General features: G+C 50.1%; 17 protein-coding genes. 2 read left to right on the top strand and 15 right to left on the bottom strand.

All coding sequences use genetic code 11. The features are described 5' to 3' along the window. Positions 1 to 132: 132 nt before the first annotated feature. The 9 genes from BBD41_RS27080 to BBD41_RS27035 form a co-directional block, all read right to left on the bottom strand. Complete coding sequence (locus tag BBD41_RS27080) at positions 133 to 678, bottom strand: GNAT family N-acetyltransferase (protein WP_099479730.1); 546 nt, start codon at positions 676 to 678, stop codon at positions 133 to 135. A 223-nt stretch (positions 679 to 901) separates the two neighbouring features. Next, on the bottom strand, positions 902 to 1,369 hold the full coding sequence (locus BBD41_RS27075; RefSeq protein ID WP_099479728.1) for a hypothetical protein: 468 nt from the start codon (positions 1,367 to 1,369) through the stop codon (positions 902 to 904). A 16-nt stretch (positions 1,370 to 1,385) separates the two neighbouring features. Beyond that, complete coding sequence (locus BBD41_RS27070) at positions 1,386 to 1,925, bottom strand: thioredoxin fold domain-containing protein (protein WP_099479726.1); 540 nt, start codon at positions 1,923 to 1,925, stop codon at positions 1,386 to 1,388. Between the two features lie 11 nt (positions 1,926 to 1,936). Next, positions 1,937 to 2,464 (bottom strand): MauE/DoxX family redox-associated membrane protein, encoded by a 528-nt coding sequence (locus tag BBD41_RS27065; protein ID WP_099479724.1) that lies wholly within the window; start codon positions 2,462 to 2,464, stop codon positions 1,937 to 1,939. A 25-nt stretch (positions 2,465 to 2,489) separates the two neighbouring features. Continuing rightward, positions 2,490 to 3,134 (bottom strand): hypothetical protein, encoded by a 645-nt coding sequence (locus BBD41_RS27060; RefSeq protein WP_077566745.1) that lies wholly within the window; start codon positions 3,132 to 3,134, stop codon positions 2,490 to 2,492. Positions 3,135 to 3,489: 355 nt separating this feature from the next. Then, on the bottom strand, positions 3,490 to 4,941 hold the full coding sequence (locus BBD41_RS27050) for a carbon starvation CstA family protein (protein ID WP_077566746.1): 1,452 nt from the start codon (positions 4,939 to 4,941) through the stop codon (positions 3,490 to 3,492). Positions 4,942 to 5,087: 146 nt separating this feature from the next. Next, on the bottom strand, positions 5,088 to 5,825 hold the full coding sequence (locus BBD41_RS27045) for a LytR/AlgR family response regulator transcription factor (protein WP_099479720.1): 738 nt from the start codon (positions 5,823 to 5,825) through the stop codon (positions 5,088 to 5,090). 20 nt (positions 5,826 to 5,845) lie between these two features. Continuing rightward, positions 5,846 to 7,603, bottom strand: coding sequence for a LytS/YhcK type 5TM receptor domain-containing protein (locus BBD41_RS27040; RefSeq protein WP_099479718.1), 1,758 nt, complete (start codon positions 7,601 to 7,603; stop codon positions 5,846 to 5,848). Positions 7,604 to 7,840: 237 nt separating this feature from the next. Further along, positions 7,841 to 8,434: a GNAT family N-acetyltransferase gene (locus tag BBD41_RS27035; protein WP_099479716.1), complete on the bottom strand. Its 594-nt coding sequence runs from the start codon at positions 8,432 to 8,434 to the stop codon at positions 7,841 to 7,843. Positions 8,435 to 8,805: 371 nt separating this feature from the next. On the opposite strand from BBD41_RS27035, the gene BBD41_RS27030 reads away from it, so the two are divergent. Then, complete coding sequence (locus BBD41_RS27030; RefSeq protein ID WP_099479713.1) at positions 8,806 to 11,202, top strand: Ig-like domain-containing protein; 2,397 nt, start codon at positions 8,806 to 8,808, stop codon at positions 11,200 to 11,202. 143 nt (positions 11,203 to 11,345) lie between these two features. Here BBD41_RS27030 and BBD41_RS27025 read toward each other — a convergent pair whose 3' ends face one another. Next, the gene (locus tag BBD41_RS27025) at positions 11,346 to 11,789 is read right to left on the bottom strand and encodes a GNAT family N-acetyltransferase (protein WP_237086933.1); all 444 of its coding nucleotides are present in this window, start codon (positions 11,787 to 11,789) and stop codon (positions 11,346 to 11,348) included. 109 nt (positions 11,790 to 11,898) lie between these two features. Further along, entirely contained in the window at positions 11,899 to 12,618 is a 720-nt protein-coding gene (locus BBD41_RS27020) for a VOC family protein (protein WP_099479711.1), read from the bottom strand. A 316-nt stretch (positions 12,619 to 12,934) separates the two neighbouring features. Here BBD41_RS27020 and BBD41_RS27015 point away from each other — a divergent pair, with 316 nt between their 5' ends. Next, a complete protein-coding gene (locus BBD41_RS27015) occupies positions 12,935 to 13,390 on the top strand; it encodes an AraC family transcriptional regulator (protein WP_099479709.1) in 456 nt (151 codons plus the stop codon). A 78-nt stretch (positions 13,391 to 13,468) separates the two neighbouring features. Here BBD41_RS27015 and BBD41_RS27010 read toward each other — a convergent pair whose 3' ends face one another. From BBD41_RS27010 to BBD41_RS26995, 4 genes are all read right to left on the bottom strand, one after another. Further along, complete coding sequence (locus BBD41_RS27010; RefSeq protein WP_077566753.1) at positions 13,469 to 14,059, bottom strand: HD domain-containing protein; 591 nt, start codon at positions 14,057 to 14,059, stop codon at positions 13,469 to 13,471. A 451-nt stretch (positions 14,060 to 14,510) separates the two neighbouring features. Next, positions 14,511 to 15,158 (bottom strand): FusB/FusC family EF-G-binding protein, encoded by a 648-nt coding sequence (locus BBD41_RS27005; RefSeq protein WP_099479705.1) that lies wholly within the window; start codon positions 15,156 to 15,158, stop codon positions 14,511 to 14,513. A gap of 256 nt (positions 15,159 to 15,414) precedes the next feature. Next, positions 15,415 to 16,332, bottom strand: a complete 918-nt coding sequence (hprK, locus tag BBD41_RS27000; RefSeq protein ID WP_077566755.1) for an HPr(Ser) kinase/phosphatase — start codon at positions 16,330 to 16,332, stop codon at positions 15,415 to 15,417. A 307-nt stretch (positions 16,333 to 16,639) separates the two neighbouring features. Further along, positions 16,640 to 18,124 carry an S-layer homology domain-containing protein gene (locus BBD41_RS26995; protein WP_099479703.1) on the bottom strand — a complete coding sequence of 495 codons (1,485 nt, stop codon included), beginning with the start codon at positions 18,122 to 18,124 and terminating at the stop codon, positions 16,640 to 16,642. Positions 18,125 to 18,164: the final 40 nt, after the last annotated feature.

Below are 18,164 nucleotides of genomic sequence, written 5' to 3'. Positions count from 1 at the left end.
GTGCTGCTATCTATTGTACACCCGTTCGGGGACGCTCACACACCAGATTCCAGTGGAATCGCCACAAATTTATGTGATCAATTTCACGAATAATCTTGTGCGCCATTGATTAAGCCATAATAAAAAGCCTGGTTATTCAGGCTTTACAGCAATCGGTCTTCTCCAGATCATATGATGAAGGCCTTCGCCCCAATAATCCTGCAGGAGAACATCGGGTTCTCCAAACTTCTTCTTCCAAATGCTTTGGGCCGCAGAATATCCGCTGTCCAGGCAAAATTCCCGGTATCCCCGCTCCATCATCGACAACCAAATGACGTTTAAGAGCAGGCTTCCGATTCCCCTGCCTTGATAGTCAGGGTGAACGAATACGGTACCCACCTCCATGATGTCCTGCATGTTCCATGGAGCGTGCTGCCGGATCATGGCGTTGGCCGGCCCGTATTCGATCGTACCCACGACATGGCCTTCATTCAGGGCAATTAGGAAATACCGATGTTCGCCTCCTGAATCCAGATCCCAATGCAAGTATTGAATTTTCGATTCGATTTCCTGTTCGATATCCTCCTCCATTTCCGCCAAGCCTTCCTTGGCGAACGTATCGGTTACAACGACTCGAAAAAAAAGCGCAAGCGTCTCGACATCATCGTGCCCGGGTCTCCGGATCTCAATGCCCGCCATCAGTCCCTCTCCTTATTCCCTTCATCAGCTCACGATGAATGGTAACGTTCATACCCCTCACTGTTACTCCAATTATATCCTTAAAGCGCGGACAAAGCAGCCAAAAATAAGGATTGCGGCTCTTGTTGATTTGGGCGTGCCGGCATCCCATCACGACGCCATGCATTTCGACGAACCGGGTTGTTTTAATTCATGATTGGGAATTGGCAGCTGGCTAATGGCACTAATACGTAAATGTCGATCTGCATGCGCAAATAATATATCTTCCATAAATATGAGCCCCTTGGTAGCAGCCTTTTATGCCGAATTCGGGGTGAACATATTGCGAGATGCAATCCTGGCATTTGGCCCGTTGTCCGGGCGGATCGCTTGTATACCACCAGCCGGACGGATAAGGACACAGCCCTTTGCAGTCTGTAATAACCGATTTCGGCGTGCAGATGATATAATCGGGCGGGCATGAAGCATCTGCTCCGCAGCCGCTGCAATACTGACCGTGAGGCGGGCGGCATGGACCGGCGGCAAAGGAAATGCGAACAAGCTTCTCCTCTGGCCTCAGGAGGATTCTTGCCAGCAGCTCCGCCGTTTTTTGCGCGAACCGGTTCAAGATTGGGATTCGATTGGCTTTCCGGGTCAGACGGCTGATTACCGTCTGCGCTTCTTCATCCTTATTTGCAGGCTTGCGCCACATACTTATCACCTCGTATTCAGGAAGCCTTGGTTGCCTTCACGTAGGCTTCCAGCTGTTCGCGGCTGTTGACCAGCCCCTTGTGCCTGATGACGCCGCTGCCGTCAACCGCATATGCATAAGGCGTTACTTGGACGTCCAGCTGCCGGGCCAGCTCGGGGGTAACCAGGACGGCTTCATCCGCATAGCCGATCGTCGAGACATAAGACGCCGCTTGCTCAGCGGACGAGAATAACAGAAGGACAGGCTTAACCTGGTGCTTCTTCGCAATTCGGGTAAAATCGGGAATAATATGGGCGCACTCCTTGCAGGTCGGCGATCCGAACAACAGGATGGCTGAGGTGCCGGCCAAGCGGCTCGTCGACCAGGAGCCCCCTTGCAGATCGGTGGTGATAGCTTCGGGAAGCTTGCGACCGACCGGAATGCCGGATTGATTCACCCCCCGCGCAGTTCCCATCACCATGATTCCCAGCTGCCTGAACAAGACCAGGTTAAGCAGAACCAACGGCACAACGAGGAGCCATAGAATAATATAGGATATCCAAAAAAACGTGTTCATCACGTCCTCCTTTACCTAGGTTTGATGTACGGAGCATGCGGGGCAGCGAGCTCGCGGTATATCCGGATGGCATGCACGGCATCCGGAATGCCCACGATGACAAGCAGCGATACGAGAAGCAGCATGCCCTCCAGCAGAAATCCGTTCAGCGCGACTGCTTCCGGATAGATAAACCACGACGGATGGCTCCAACCCCAGCTGAGCATTCCCATTAACCCGTTAACCGCAATGAGCGGCCATCCGAGTCGGGAATGAAATTGCGGACCGAGACAGCCGCAGTCCACCCTTCCTTTCTTCCGTATGTAATAAACCACGCCGATCCCCTGAGTAAAATACAGGACCGACAGCAAAACAAAGCTCATGGATGAGGGATATCCGTAAACCATGGTTACGGTAAGGAACTGCAGCAATACAAGCAGCGCGTGCAAACGGGGACTGCCGGGGAATCGATCCGGATCCCCGAAGAAGGCACTCCAGATGTAGCCGGTGACCGACAACAGCATGGGGAAGGTGGAGGAAATAGCGGCAAATTCATACATCGGAACGGCAACCTCCCTTCTTAAATTAGGACAGGAGAATCCATAAGATGGATCCGGTCAGCAGCACGTAAGAAACGACTAAACGCACGGCGCTGAGCAAGGTGCGCTTAAGCCATCTTTTTTCCAGCAGCATGTGGACGACGGACCGGATCAGGGGGAGACTAAATACAGTGCCCCGTACGAATCCGAAGCATATTCCCGCCAGAAGACTCAACCACCAGGCCGGCGCAAATATCGATAATAGCACATAGGCGTGGAACAGGACGCCGGCTTGAAGCGTAATAAATCCCATGCCCAAAATATGGCCCCAGAGCGCTGCAGAACGGTATCCCGCCTGCCTTATCCATTCCGACGGCACAATGAAATTTCCCGCTGGGAGAAGTCCGGATTTATTAAACAGCTCTAACAGGATGAACACGGCAAACATGATGATAATGATTGCATTATATGAGGTATTCAGCGGGGTTAGAGACAGCAAATAATTGATACCGCCGATCGCGAGTCCGGTCACCGCGCCCCCCAGCGTGCAGGAGAGCACATAAACGAGTGCATAAGAGGCTTTGTTCACTTTTGTGTTATCCAGGCTTCCAAGCACGTTCAATCCGCAGGTGGTATCGACGCTGGCAACCGCAGCACTGGCGGCAAACAGGAACAGTAACAGGGTTAACATCTTGCACACGGCCCCCTTTCACCATTACACATTACTTTCATCATTTTATGAGCCGGTCGGATTGATTATATGTATATTTTCGTCAGGATGGTTGCATGAAGCATCTTGCAAAAAGTCCAAGTCCCTTATCCTATGGAGCAAAGGAGTGAACGATGGTTCTGCGCGAGGCCGGATGACTTCACGGCCGAATGAAGCGGCCATGCACCCGGCATCATGTCAACAGGTATTTGGATGGATGAAGTGGATGCCCGATCACGGCAAAAAGGCACCGCAAATGCAGGCTGTAACTAACCTGCTGCAGTACCTTCAAACCATGGATTACAGATTAACCTTTGATCCGTTAAAATTGTAGCTATTATGCAGCCTTGTTGAAATCGGAGACATCCACTTCCAGCGGAAGCTTGGCGGCTCGGGCTCTTTGTGCGGCTTTAAAGAAGACGACCACCAGAACCGCACTGATGACTGCACCGACGATGTAGGAAGCGTTCATGGACAAACGGAAGCCGATTTGCGCGTTCAAAATATACACCGTCGTGGTGTATAGCATCATCGCACCGGGAATCAGGGCCACCCAGAAGTTTTTGCGTGCAATGTACAAATACATCGCCCCGACAAACAGGGCAATCACACCAGTCGCCTGGTTAGCCCAAGAGAAGTAACGCCACAGAATGTTAAAATCGATCTGCGTAAGCGCTATCGAAATCACAAAGAGCGGAACGGCAATGAGAAGCCGGCTTTTCATGCTAAGCTGCGGCAGCTTGATATAATCGGCGATGATCATCCGCGCGCTGCGGAATGCCGTATCGCCTGACGTAATCGGCAGAACAATAACCCCAAGCACAGCGAATGTACCGACAACCGCCCCAAGCGTCACCTTCGCGACTTCGCTTACGACAAGCCCTGTGCCGCCTGATGCGAGAAGCTCATTCAGACCGGTCGAGCCGTGGAACAAGCTCATCGCCGCAGCTGCCCATACCATGGCGATAATCCCTTCGGCGATCATCATGCCATAGAAGATTTTGCGTCCCTGCCCCTCACGCTGCGTCGTTCGCGAGATGATCGGTGTCTGAGTCGCGTGAAACCCCGACAAAGCTCCGCAAGTAATCGTCAGGAACAGCAGCGGGAAGATCGGCAGGTTGTCAGGATGCATATTGGTAAATGTCAGCTCGGGAATCGGCGCCTTCTGGATGATCAGCATCGCCCCGACGCCGACCGAGGCAATCAGCAGCAGCGCACCGAAGATCGGGTAGAAGCGGCCGATAATTTTGTCGATGGGCAGCAGCGTTGCCAAGATATAATAGCCGAAGATAGCAACTGTAATCATCCACAAGCTGATAGAGCCATTCATCAGGTTGTGAAGCAGGCTTGCCGGCGAGGTGACGAATACCGTTCCTACCAGGATCAGGAGCAGAATTGCGAAAGCGTTGACCACATGCTTCATGACTTTCCCCAAGAATTTGCCCGCGAGCTCGGGCAGATGGGCACCGCGGTTGCGAATCGAGATCATACCGGTCAGATAGTCATGCACGGCTCCGGCGAATATGCAGCCAAATACAATCCACAGAAAGGCAACCGGACCGTATAAGGCTCCCATGATCGGCCCGAAGATCGGTCCGACACCCGCGATGTTAAGCAGCTGGATCAAGGAGTTTTTGCCCGTACTCATCGGCAAGTAGTCAACGCCATCCTGATTGACGTAAGCCGGCGTGGACCGCTCCTCTTTGACGCCGAATAACTTCTCAATATATTTCCCATACGTAAAATAACCGAGTATTAACAGCAAAATCGATACGATGAAGGTAATCATATCTATCGCCTCCTCCTTTGGAATCGCTTACATCGATTATAAGGAATTTCCTGCGGGCAGGAGGCGATTTGCGATTAACATGTCGTTATTACGGATTAAGATGCACAAACCGCGGGTTGACATGCAAGGAGTATGAGCAGGTCGTCCTACAGCTCCAATGCTTCGCGAAAAGCCTTGGCGTAATTGCGGCTCACGGCCAGCAGCTCGCTGCTCCCCTTGAGCTCGAGCTGGTATGCCCCATTAAACCATGGGATGAGTCTTTTAGCATATTTAAGATGAACGATATAGCTTTTATGGATCCGAAAGAACGGGTACAGCCGTAGCTTCGCCTCCAGCTCCTTGAGCGGCGTCTTCACATGAAACTCCCGATGGACGGTAACAATCTTGGTGTACGTATCTTCTCGCGATATAAAAATAATGTCATCCGGATCGATAAAATGAATCTGTCCATCCTCCTCCAACGACAGCTTGCCGCAGGACTTCATCGGCGCTGGCGATTGCTGCTTCGGCGATAGGATCGTTTTTTCCAATCTTCGAACCGTCTCAGCCAGACGCTCCTCGTCAATGGGCTTCAGGAGATAGTCTATCGCCTCATACTGGAAGGCATCGGCCCCGAACTGCGGATACGCGGTGGCGAACACGATTTTCGGGGGCTTCTTCATCTCCAGCATGGCTTCGGCCGCCGCAAGTCCGTTCATGAGCGGCATTTCAACATCGAGAAATACCGCGTCGGGCTGCAGCTGCAACGTTTTCAGCACCGCTTCCTCTCCGGATCCCGCTTCGCCCGCAACTTCGATTGAAGGATGCTGCTTTAATAGAAATGCGAGCTCCTCGCGGCTGTATCGTTCATCATCCACAATGATGGTTCTGATTCGTTCTGTCATGATGCGCTTGATCCCTGCCTTTATTTAAACTTATCGTCAGCTGCCGAAGACGCCGGCGGTATATGAAATACAACCTCGGTACCCTCTGACTCCTTGCTCTTAATCTTTAAGGAAGCGGATGCCCCGTACATTAGCGTCAAACGACGGTTGACGTTGAACACGGCCAGCCCGGTACCCGATGAGGATTCCATCATCTGTAGACCGAGCTGCTGCAGACGTTCAGCCGGAATTCCTTCGCCGTTATCCTTGATCGAAACGGTCACGCCGGAAGACGGCTTGCCGGCGATCCTGATGCGAATGATGCAATCATCCGTCTTGTTCCTGAAGCCGTGCCGGATGCAATTTTCCACGAGCGGCTGCATCGTCAGCGGAGGAACAATAGCGTGCAAAGCAGACTCTTCTACCTCATATTGGATCGCAAGCTTATCCTCGAACCTGGTTTCTTCGATGCTCATGTAGGATCGGATATGCTGCAGCTCCTCTTGAAGCGTCGCTTTCTCGGCAGCAGCTGCCGTTAAGTTCTGCCGGATATAATCCGACAAGCTCCGAAGCAGCTTGCGCGCTTTCATTGCGTCAATCCTCGTTAGCGACAAAATCGTATTGAGCGCGTTAAACAGAAAATGCGGATGGATCTGAGCCTGAAGCGTCTTGATCTCGGCCTCTCTCGCCAGCTCCTTCGCTTCGGCAAGCTGCGCTGCTTCCAGCTGATAGCTTAACAGCATACTAAGTCCGGACATCAGCTCGGTAGTAACATGCGTGATTTCCTTCTTGCTGCGGAAATAAAATTTAAGCGTCCCGACCGTCTCCCCTCCTTGCTTCAGCGGCCCGACGATCGCCGCCCCGAGCGGACAGTCCCGCATCTGGCATTGGATTTGGTGCCGGTCGACAATCAGCAGGTCGCCCTGCTCGATAACATGCCGGGTCACCTCCGTCTGCAGCGGGCGTCCTGGCGCATGATGATCGTCCCCGATGCCGATGTGGGCCAGGATGACTCTGTCATCGGTCATCGCGATTGCGCTTGCCTTCACTTCCTCGAACAGAATCCGGCAGACCGCTTCAGCTGATTCCGGCTTCATGCCCTGCCGCATGTAACCGAGCGTCTTCCGTGCAATGCGGAGCGAGGTTTGTGCCTGTTGGGCTGCTGCCTTCTGTTCTTCATTGACTACGGATCGGATGATCAGCAGGAACAAGGCGCAGCCGATTCCATTAGCCACGATCATGGGAACCCCGATAAATGTGACGAGGTTCAACGCCTGGTCAAAAGGCCTTGAAAGCAGCAGAATAATCAGCATCTGCAGCGATTCTGCCAGCGCTCCGAGGATTAAAGCAGCGGAAACGCTGATCTGCTCGTTCTTTTTCCGAAACAGGCTTGCCAGAATGCCCGCCAGCATCGTCGCCAATCCGCAGGCAAGGCTGGTAAAGCCGCCTAACGTGAAACGGTGCAAGCCTGCAACCAGCCCAGCCCCCAAACCGATTTTCCATCCGCCGAACAGACCGGCCATCGCGATTCCGACCACCCGTGAGTTAGCTATGGCTTCGTCCTCGGACACCTGGAGCATCCATTTATTAACGGCAAGCGACTCTGTACTGACCGTAATGCCGGTGTACGTTCCGACAATGCCCAGTACGCCGAATACCAGAACGGCCTGGAGCCGCTGAACGGAGGACAGCTTGTCCTGACTCAGCATCGTGCGGAAAAACCGCAGTCGGGTCACGATAAAAGCGATCGTAACAATAATGCCGATCCGTTCGGTCATGGTGATCAGCAATTCGAACATGGTGTCACCTCCGTTCATCCCGTTAGTCATAACCTTCTTCGCCTATATGCAGTATACCGTCAACACTCCTCTCCATACCAGCATGCGAGGATTAAAGACTAAGTGAGGTACATAAAAAAGCCCCCTTTCACATAGGTCCCTATGCGTCCGAAGGCTGCTTGCAGAAGTGTTTGAATACTACTCGCTATATAGTTGTCGATCAATTTCTTTCAAAATTTTCATGGAGCAGCTCAACGTTCATTTCTCGCGTGTCCACTCCATATAAATGCGGTATTTAAACCCTACGACTTCGGCATTCGCTTCCGCTTTCCGCTCAAACTCTCGGAACCCTAATTTCGAGTAAATCCGATGTGCGGCTTCGTTGGAATCGGTAACCTCAAGTACATAGCGGCGATATGGCAGCTTCTCCAGCACATATTTCAACAAGGCTGAGGAAATGCCTTTTCCACGATCACGGGTCAAAGTCGCCACACATTCGATATACCCCGTCCCGTCATCGTAAGGCAAAGCGGTATTAAACTCGTTTTTCATGACTTGATAAGCCAGTTCTCCCGTTTGCGCGCCGAATGCGTCCTGAAGCGGATCTAGTTTGACCTGCATCGCCCGCCGCCGATTGTTGGAGCAGGCCAGTATACCGGCAATCCTGCCTTGGCGTTCTGCCACATAGAAGACCTCGGAGCTAAACAGATCTTTGAAGGCGGAAATAAGGGTCGAACGATCTTTCGTGAAATAAGATAATTCACCATAATACCCATCCACGAAAACCTCTGCCACTTCATCCCGTACGTCGCGCCCCGCTTCGGCCATGTTATAAATCGCGATGGATTTCATCCATCATCCCTCCTGTCCATCAAGAAAATCCTCTCAACCCGAGCCCCCGGCGTAAATGCTCTTCAGCTGGAATCCACATCTAGGGCCGACGAACTCAAACGGGCCGCAAATGCTCATAGGAAACATGACATCCTATTCACCAACGTCCGTTTAACGACAGAATACATAAAATTTCTCCCGATTTACACCGTCTCAAGAATAAAATGGTGATCCGTCTGAAGAAGGATAGCCGGCGGCAGTTCTAATCCTCTTTATTCGTAATATTTAAAAGTAAGCGCTTTAATCGTGACCGTATCTGATTTTGCCATCAAGCGTTTAAGGCTGCCGGGTTGGTCAATACGTTTACATCTCAATGACAAGGGTGTGAAAAAATGTTAAAAAGCTCGAGGTTTCGCAAATGTGGACTCTTGTTCCTGACGGCAATTCTGCTCGCTGTCTGTATTCCCCTCCCTTCTGCCAAAGCGGCAGCGATGATCACCATTGATTCTCATCAGGATGGACAAACCATTCAGCCGGGTACGGCCGAGCTGTCAGGTATCTACTCCGGCGTCTATGATCTCGAACTGATCGTGAACGGAAACATGGTGACTGACGTCCACATGAAGGATCCGGACGGGGATGACAGCGGGACTTGGTCTTATTCGCTTGATACGACTCAGCTGGACGGGGCTATAGAAATTGTCCTCAAATCCAAAGATGTTGTAACCCGGTACGGAGTTTGGTCTCCATGGATTTATCTGAATATCGATAATCCCCCGGCTAACAAACCTCAAGTTCAAATCGTAAGTCCAGCCGAGAACACCCGGCTAAGAAGTAAAGTCGACGTCCAGATTTCGGCCGATGGCAAAAATCCGATATCGCGCGTCGAGCTCCGAATCGACGGGGGCGAGTGGATCCCGGTTCCGCCGGCCAAGAAAGGATATTTATATACCTGGGATACCCGTCGATTAACGCAGCCGGTCCACAGCCTGGAAGCCAGAGCAACCGATACGCACGGCAATACAGGTTACAGCTTATCCGTCTATGCGCAAACCGGAAATACTGCATCCGGCAGTATTTCGGCTGCCCATGCTGCCGTCACTAGCGACGTTTACGAGGATGATCCCAACATTGACCAGGATGATGTTGCGGGAACGGAAACCGTCGATTGGGCGCCCTTCCATCCAGAATCGGTTACAGACCTTACTTACGGGGATACTCACCCCCTTCCCGATCAGGACCGGGCAATCTGGATATGGGAAAATGCCTCCTATCCCCTGGTGCTAAACCCGAATGCGCGGTATTCTTTCGCTGCCATGGCCAAGGACACCGCTGCCTTTGATCAGCGCCCCATCAAGACGCTGTATCTGGCCGTCGGGAAATATCAGGGAACCATGATGCTGGAAGATTACCGAAATGAAGTGCAGCGGTTTATTACGTGGGCACATGAAGAAGGCTTTGATGTGCAGGCTTTGATTGCCGGCGGTACCGCACCTCCCTACTTCGGGGCTTACAGCCGTTATCACGCACAGGCAGTCAAAGAATTCGAGCAGGTATTGAATTATAATCTCGCCTCCGAAGCGTCCGCCAGATTTGACGGAATCAATCTGGACACCGAACCGTATATCCTGCCTGATTTCAAAACGGCGAAGCCCTCCGTCCAAATTCAGTATCTGGATATGCTGAAGCTGCTCATGTCACGAAAAGCGGCGTCCGGACTTTCGCTCTCAGTGGGAGCTGCCATTCCGAGATGGTATGATTCTTCGGCGGATGCCGGCAATATCACCTGGAATGGGGGGACCAAGTGGTTGTCCGAGCACATTCAGGACACTGCAGATTACATCTCCATCATGAATTATCGGGATCAGGCCGAAGGCTCCGCAGGCATTATTGCCCATGCCGTAAACGAGCTGGCTTATGCATCCAGGATCGGTAAACCTAAATCCGTCGTGATCGGAGTCGAGACGAAAGACATTGCCGATGGCGGAGATCCGGAGACCATCAGCTTCCATGAGGAAGGTCGGCTCTATATGGAACAGGAGCTCAACAAGGTATACGCAGCTTTCGAAGACGATCCTGCGTTTGGCGGGATTGCGATCCACCACTACGCTTCGTTGGTCGATTTCCCGAGCAAGTGGGGGCCTGGCGGGTTCAAATGGCAGCCTCCAGCAGACAACGAGCCTCCCGGACTGGTCAGCCGGGTATCCGCGTCTGCATTCGATTACCAGCGGATCGACATTCATTATGATATGGCTATGGACAACAGCGCCGTGAACGAATATCGGATCTATCGCGGTACCGATGCTGCATTCGAGATTGGTCCGGATACGTATGCAGGTTCATCGAACACTCTGTCATTCGAGGACACCGGGCTGCTGCCAAACACGACGTATCACTACAAAATTACGGCCGTTGACATCAGCGGCAATGAAGGAGCACCCAGTGCTGCTGCAGCTGCAACTACAGCTCCGTCCGCAATGAAGCCCATGATCATTGACCATATGACCATTACCTATAATGAAGGCACCGCTACGGTTACCATCCAGGTCGTTGACATGGAGACGAAGCAGCCGATTTCTGCAAGGGTCAGCGGACGATACACCCATATGGCTGGAAAGTATGTTCAAGGAGTGACAAATACGGAAGGCATGTTCACCTCCCGTTCTGAACACATCTCGGTGCCGAGCGGCGAGATCGGTTTCCTCCCGCGACGCATACTTGCAGATTCCTATTATTGGGCTGGCGCCTATGATCAACTCCCCTACCCGACCGTCATCTGGGAACCATAAGTTGTTCAAGTGCTCCAAGACTGTTCTGCGTACGAGTTAACGCATTCGTTGACGCTTATCCTTATCAAATCGGGTTAATCGAGTATATAAAAAAGCCGTTCCCTTTGGGCAGATCAGGGGAACGGTCTCTTTTCATATAAGAATTATTTCAAATCCTTGCTCATAAACACCAATCTGTCGATTTCGTTGAATCCGTTCCGCTTGTAAAACGATTCTGCAGGTATGTTCCGATTCGTTAAGAGCGTCATGTTGCTGACCCCGGAAGCCGTAAGCTCCCGCTCCAGGAATTGAAGCATGCCGGTGCCTATGCCCGATTGTTGACTGGTACCACGCACGCACATTTCGTGAATAAAGAACTCATCCGCACTCCACCATCGCTTGCGTACGCCAAAGATAAAGCCCGCTGCCCCGCTCACATCTTCAGCGATAACCCCGACAAATTCAGGCGTATCGGTGAAATCCTGCAAGTATTTCCGTGCGCGCTCCATTGTCCATCCATCGTTCCACGGCTCTTCATTAAAGACCTGCATAAAGGTTTTGGTGCATGGAAGAATGTCATTTCGATCATATTGTCTATAGTTCATCATCAGTTCCTCTCCTGTTCACTCAACTGTCAGGCTCTCTCCCGGCCGCTTCTTCATCAAACTCTCCGACTGGCGCTCAAGTCGATCTTTCATATATGTACCTCCCTGCCATTCACAGGTTTTTTGGAGAAATTTCCTCCAGCAACTCTTGAAGACGCTGCTTCTCTTCAAGTAATCGCTCAAATACACTTCGATTCAAATTGATCGTATTGATTTCGGCAAGCGTTTCATTCATTTCCTTTCCTCGCTCTAAATGAAATTCGATTTCAAGCTTTAGTATGAGCAACTTCGCATAGAAAATCTGTGACATCTCTTCTTTTTTACCGGTAAGTCCCTCAATGATTTTATACGCGGTTCGATAGTCGTTTTTAGAATGTGCTAATGTATATGCGCTATAGAATCGTTTTTCGATGGTAGAAGTACCGGCTGAATATGATTTCCCTCGATCATCCCGTTCTTTTTTTTGCCCAATAATCAGATAATTCCCTGCAGGATCAACCAGATTAAAACGAATATCTTCTTTGTTGGTGCTTACTTTGGTAATTCTAGGCTCACCGCTACGGAACACTTTTCCGTATACCTTTTTTAAATTCGAAATAAATTCAGAGTACACACTCTCAACATCCTCAACAAGGATATAAGCACCATTAATGGATTTTTCCTTTTCATAATTTTTTTGCCTCGTGAAATTCACCTCACCTATTCGATGCTTCACGGCTGCATATCCATATGGAACGGATTGCATATAGGTTACGTCGAATCCAAGGGCTTCGTAAAACACAACCACCTCTTCAAGCGATTTGCAAGGGAAAATAGGAATCGTTTTATTCATTTTCTCCCACCTTTCTTACTGCATTTTTGAATGTACCCTTCTATCGTACAACATTCATGCAAATGATAAGGTTTGGCGAAAAGATATCCTTTCCATAAAGAGCCTACTGCTGGAAAGCAGTCATCTGCTTTAACGATTCGTGGCAAGATTACAGATTACGAACATGATGCGTTAGGAATCATTCGGAGCAGCAGGGGGAGCGATCGATACTTCTGATAAATATTTTTAAATGCATCGATAATTTCCTTTAAATATTTTTTATAACATGTTAGCATCAAATGGCAGCACCCAATTTACCAGAGAAAGGAAATTAAAAATGACGAATATGTCCGTCGAGCATCTTCCAACCTACCGCATTGCCTATGTACGACAAGTTGGACCGTACGGCCCTGCCAATGCCCAGGTGATGGAAAAATTAAAAAGGTGGGCTATGGAGCGAGAGCTTCTCACAACCTCGGCCATCCTGTTTGGAATTCCGCAAGACCATCCCGCAGAAACACCTCCCGAAAACTGCCGGTACGATGCCTGCATTGTCATTTCTGAGGATTACGAAATCGCCGGATCCATCAATGAGAGCAAGCTCGTTGGCGGAACCTATGTCATTTGCAAAATCAAACACACCGCTGAAGCAGTACAAAGAGCTTGGAGTGACGTTCTCCCCTTTATTCAAAGTAAAGGCTATCAAATGGATAACAGACCGGTCATCGAAAGATATACGGGTGAAATGATAAGGAATCATTTATGTGAAATTTGTATCCCTATCATAGCCTGATCCGAATTCTCGCTCATTGCTGCTAAAAAAGAAGAACAAGGGGTTCGGCAAGCGATCCCTTCTTGTTCTTCCTGGAATTTACGATTTAGCCAATATTCCTTGTTCAATCGAGCTATCGATGATGGACTGCGCAACTTCCCATAATGCCCTTGATCCATTCCCGATCTCTTGATTGCGATTGATGACCTGCTCGCTCGTAATCCGATATTTCTGCCACGTATCTCCCTGATTTAAATGATTATGGATAAGCGGCTGCAGTCGATCGAGTGAGGAAGCGAACTTCGCTTCGTCCGTCTCCTTCCTCTCAAATTCTAACCATAGATTCATGAATTCCTCTTCCTGCTCTGGCGGAAGCATGCCAAACAATCTTTGGGCTGCTTGCAGCTCCCGCTCAAACTTGTCATTGTGCCCGGCCGTATCATAAGCGAATGTATCGCCTGCATCAATTTCGACCAAATCATGGATAAGGAGCATCTTGAGCACTTTGAGGAGGTCGATGTAGCGGTTGGAATGCTGATGCAGCACAAGGGCCATCATTGCAAGATGCCACGTATGTTCCGCATCATTTTCGAGCCTTGACCCATGAATAATCTTGGTTTTTCGTTCAATCGTTTTAAGCTTGTCGATTTCAATAATGAAATTGATCTGTTCTTTAAGCAGCTTCTCCACTACAATAATCTCCCCTTAGCCGTTTTGTTTAGGTTGTAGAGCCGGTTCGTAAAACCATATGCCCGTCTTTATGTACGCTTTGATTTTGTATGTAAATGATATGAAGGGGGTGAGCCCAATCTATAAAGATTAGGCTCACCTGCCTTTTTATGCGCGACGCTTTTTGTGCTTCTCACACTTTACAATGACTTTTTGTCCAGGCTTGAGGACAATCACTAAAACCTTATCATGGTGTTTTTTCATGAAAAATCCTCCTTTCGTGAAGATAATATAATCTATGTAAGATTAAGAGAAAGATTTGGACGCTTTGGTAATTAAATTTTCGATTAGATGCTAGCTGAAATGTACCTTCCTTCTTCACGTCGAGCGATAATATCAAGTCAATTGGAGCTTTGTCGCATCTGCCTGATCTATAATAAAAGGCTGCCTTCGGGGCAGCCCTTTATAACGTTTATTTACTAACCGAGAGTATAAACTTCTCCAAGGATCCGGTAGCGGTAATGCATTGATTACACGCTTGATTGTCCATACAAACGTAATGGCCAACCGAAGAGAAATTATCCGGTGAAGCGTAAGCAGATTTGGTTCTGACCGAGAAATATGCAAGCTCTTGATGGCGATTGCAGAACAGGCAATATCCCTTCTTGTGCGTCGGCGTAATTCTGCCCTCGATCCCGATAAATTTCCCCTCGAACGGGTAAACAATGAACAAACGGCTTGTTGCGATATCCACCCAACTCAAATACGTCGTATATCGAAAGTCGATGGATCCTAGATCAGGTACTTTCAGTTTCTTATTTTTAGGAAACAGCTTCTGAATCTGTTTAACCGTAATCGGCGGATACGGCTCCATATACGGTTCCAATGCACTAAGATATCTCTGGAAATCATTGGCCGTCTCGAGGGTCGTGATCTCCTCCAGCAGCATCTTCTGTTCCTGCGTCAGATCGGGAATTGCTTCCGTGATATTCACGACGGAACGATATCGAACGGTTTCCAAGACGCTCCGATCCGCGGCGGTTCGCAGAGTCTTCTGTATGAAATCGGCTTGCTTTTTAATGACGTTGAATTGATGGTTTCTAATAAATGTTGTACTCATAGGTCTTCAGCCCCTTATTTTTGTTGAAAAAACGAATAAGGTGCAAAGCCTATTATTAGATACGATAATATCCAAGGCTGGGCGATGGAATTCCTTCGATCTCACCCATGCAAAGTATCGCCCCATTTAGGCTTTGCATGAGCACTTCCTAGTAAATGAGCAATCTCGCATTGCCATCGGTACTACCCCCAATCTCATAACATGCGAAAAGTATATCAGGAATTACCAATGGGTGCAATTAGAATGCCGATTCCGGTCAAGATTTCATCTCATTTTCAATCCGCTTCATAAAGTCTTCTGCTGCGCTGTAGCCGAGCTGTTTAAGATACCAATTGTTAGCCGCCGCTTCGATCAGACCGGCAACGTCGCGTCCTGGCTGAAGCTGAACCTCGATATGCGGAATCTGGATGCCCAAGTACTCTGTAAATTGAGGGACCGTCTCCAATTCATTGTTAAGCGAGTCCCCCTGCCAAGGCGACAGCTCGATATCGAGCACAATTCGCGTCTCGTCCTGAAACGCCGTGCGCCCGTATTGACGTACCACATTGATCAGTCCGATGCTTCGGAGCGCCAGGAACTCGCGGCTGATCTCATTATGAGTACCGAGAAGTGTCGTCGGCCCCAGCTTCTTCAGCACCACGATGTCATCGGCGACGAACCGGTGTCCTTTTCGGATCAGGGTATGCGCCGTTTCGCTTTTGCCAATTCCGGATTTGCCCCTGAGCAGGATGCCTATCCCAGACACATTCACGCAGACCCCATGGATGGACATCTCCGGTGCCAGTGTCTTCACTAAATAGCTGTTGAGCTTCGCGATAAATTCCGTTGTGGTCTCGGTCGTCCGCAGCAATGGAATGCCCTCTTGATTACAGAAAAGCGTCAGATAAGGGATTTCCTGCTGACCCGACGTTACAATAAAGCACGGCGGATGATATTTAACGATGTTGCCGATATGTAACTTGCGTTCCTCTATACTAAGCGTCAGCAAGTAGTTAATTTCCTTGCGCCCAAGCACCTGCACTCGCTCCATAGGAAAAAAGTTGAAATATCCTACAAACTCTAGCCCCGGCCTATGTGTCTGCGCACGGGTGATCAAACGATCCATACGGTTGGCTCCTGCAAGCACTTCTAATTGAAATTTTTCCGTAAGACTTTGAACGGTGATCGACTTCATGTTGTTCTCCTCCTGCGGCTAAAGGTGCCTGTAGTACACCTGAGATTTATTGTGGTCCTCCGATATATTCAACGGCCATCGGGAGCTTTCCTGCATATATGCAGGATAAGCGCTTGTACAGGCGAAAAATATGCCCATTCTCGTTGAACCTTAAGAAATGAAACGAATGGTGATAGTATCGCAGCTCATGATTTTGACATAGCAAATTACACGCTGCAAAAAAAAATGACCCTGCCGCTTCAAGCGTGCAAGGTCATGTAATAATTTCTACACATTTATGGCCGGGGAAGCTGCTTTGTACGAACCATTACGGTGCAACAGTCAGCTCCGCCTCGGACTCGCCGGCCCATTCACCGACTGGGGTCACGACATACGTTGTCCCTGCAGTCAGTTTGCTGCCATGCGCAAGTTCGAATACGCCTGCTGCCCCTTTACGGCTGGAGTATTTATAGGCGGCTGTCCGTTTATTCCCCTCGGCATCCGTCAATTCCACACTGCGGCCGGAGAACAATTCATCGCCCGGATCCTCCGCCAACGTAACGACGATGGAGGTTTCACTAGCAGCCTCGGCCTTATCGATTTGGAGCGGGGCCATCTCCTTGGCGACAAAGGTCGGGCTTGCAATATTCGCCCAATCCGATGTAACCGTGTACGTAATGCCCGGCTTCAGGACTATGCCCTCAGGCAGCCGGAATTTCGGTTCTTGCTTGCCGTCTGTGGACTGTGTAAAGGGAACGTATTTGGCCGTAATCGGCTGTCCGCCTTCCGGCGTGATCGTCACCTCTCTGGCTTGGCCGGAGGAAATGATCTGGTATTCGACCCCATCCGCCCGGTTGTTGTCATCCAAGATGAACGCATTCTCCCCGCGGCCGGCACTATAGGCGGAAATGACGTAGCCGTAATCAACCACTCCGTTCTCTTTGAGAGCCTCCAGCTCAAACGTATCGTTCGCAACCTGTCTTACCTCTGTCATGTCAAGCTTATTGGCGTTGCCGGTAAAGCTTCCCGCATCCTTACCCTTATAAGCCAGTGTGTAGCTTGTACCTGGCTGCTGCACGGATGTTGGGACGATATACGTCGCAATTGAGCCTGTTTTTAGACGCGGCATATTCGTCAGGGTAAGTCCGTTCGTAAAGGCAAAATCCGCTTTGGCTTGTGCAAATGCTTCATTTTCTGCTGTCAATGGGGCATCGAAAGTAACGATCAGCGTTATGGCGTTTAAGGCACGGACGCTTGTTATGTTGGCATTTGCCGAAGGGATCGCCTGCCGGGCTTTATCCAGCAGGAACGCAGCCTCCCCACGGGTGGTGCTGTGATTCCTGGAGAAGAACGGCTCCGCCCAGTATTGCACGGATTTCACATCCCGCTTCAGCACTTTGGCCACGATCTGCACCAGCTCGTCGTTGGTTACGGATCCGCTTGGGTCAAAGACTCCGTCCTCCGCCTTCATGATATCCAGCGATGTCAAGGCGGCAGCGTACGTGAAGGACCAGTGACTTGGAGGGGTATCGGTTATTTGTGCCGGCGATGCGGGCGAACTCTCCAGGCCAAACGTCAGAGCGACCAGCTTCGCCAACTCGGCGCGGGTTATATTGTTTTGCATTCTCAACGTACCGTCCTGATAGCCATGGATGATGCCAAGCCGGCTTAGTTCTTGGATCGCTTCTTGAAGCTCCTGAGAAGTCATGGCTGCCATAGCGGCGTTTGCCGGCTCTGCGGCCAATGGCAAGGATGCGGTGCCCAGGGCTGCTGCCAGCATAAGGGAAGCAAATTTAGTCTTATATTTATTCATCGATAAGCCCTCCTTAAGATTCATAGGTGCGATTCTCGCT

This window comes from Paenibacillus ihbetae, from assembly GCF_002741055.1.
GTDB classification, from domain to species: Bacteria; Bacillota; Bacilli; order Paenibacillales; family Paenibacillaceae; genus Paenibacillus_AQ; species Paenibacillus_AQ ihbetae.
This window is presented reverse-complemented; position numbering and strand designations above follow the sequence as displayed.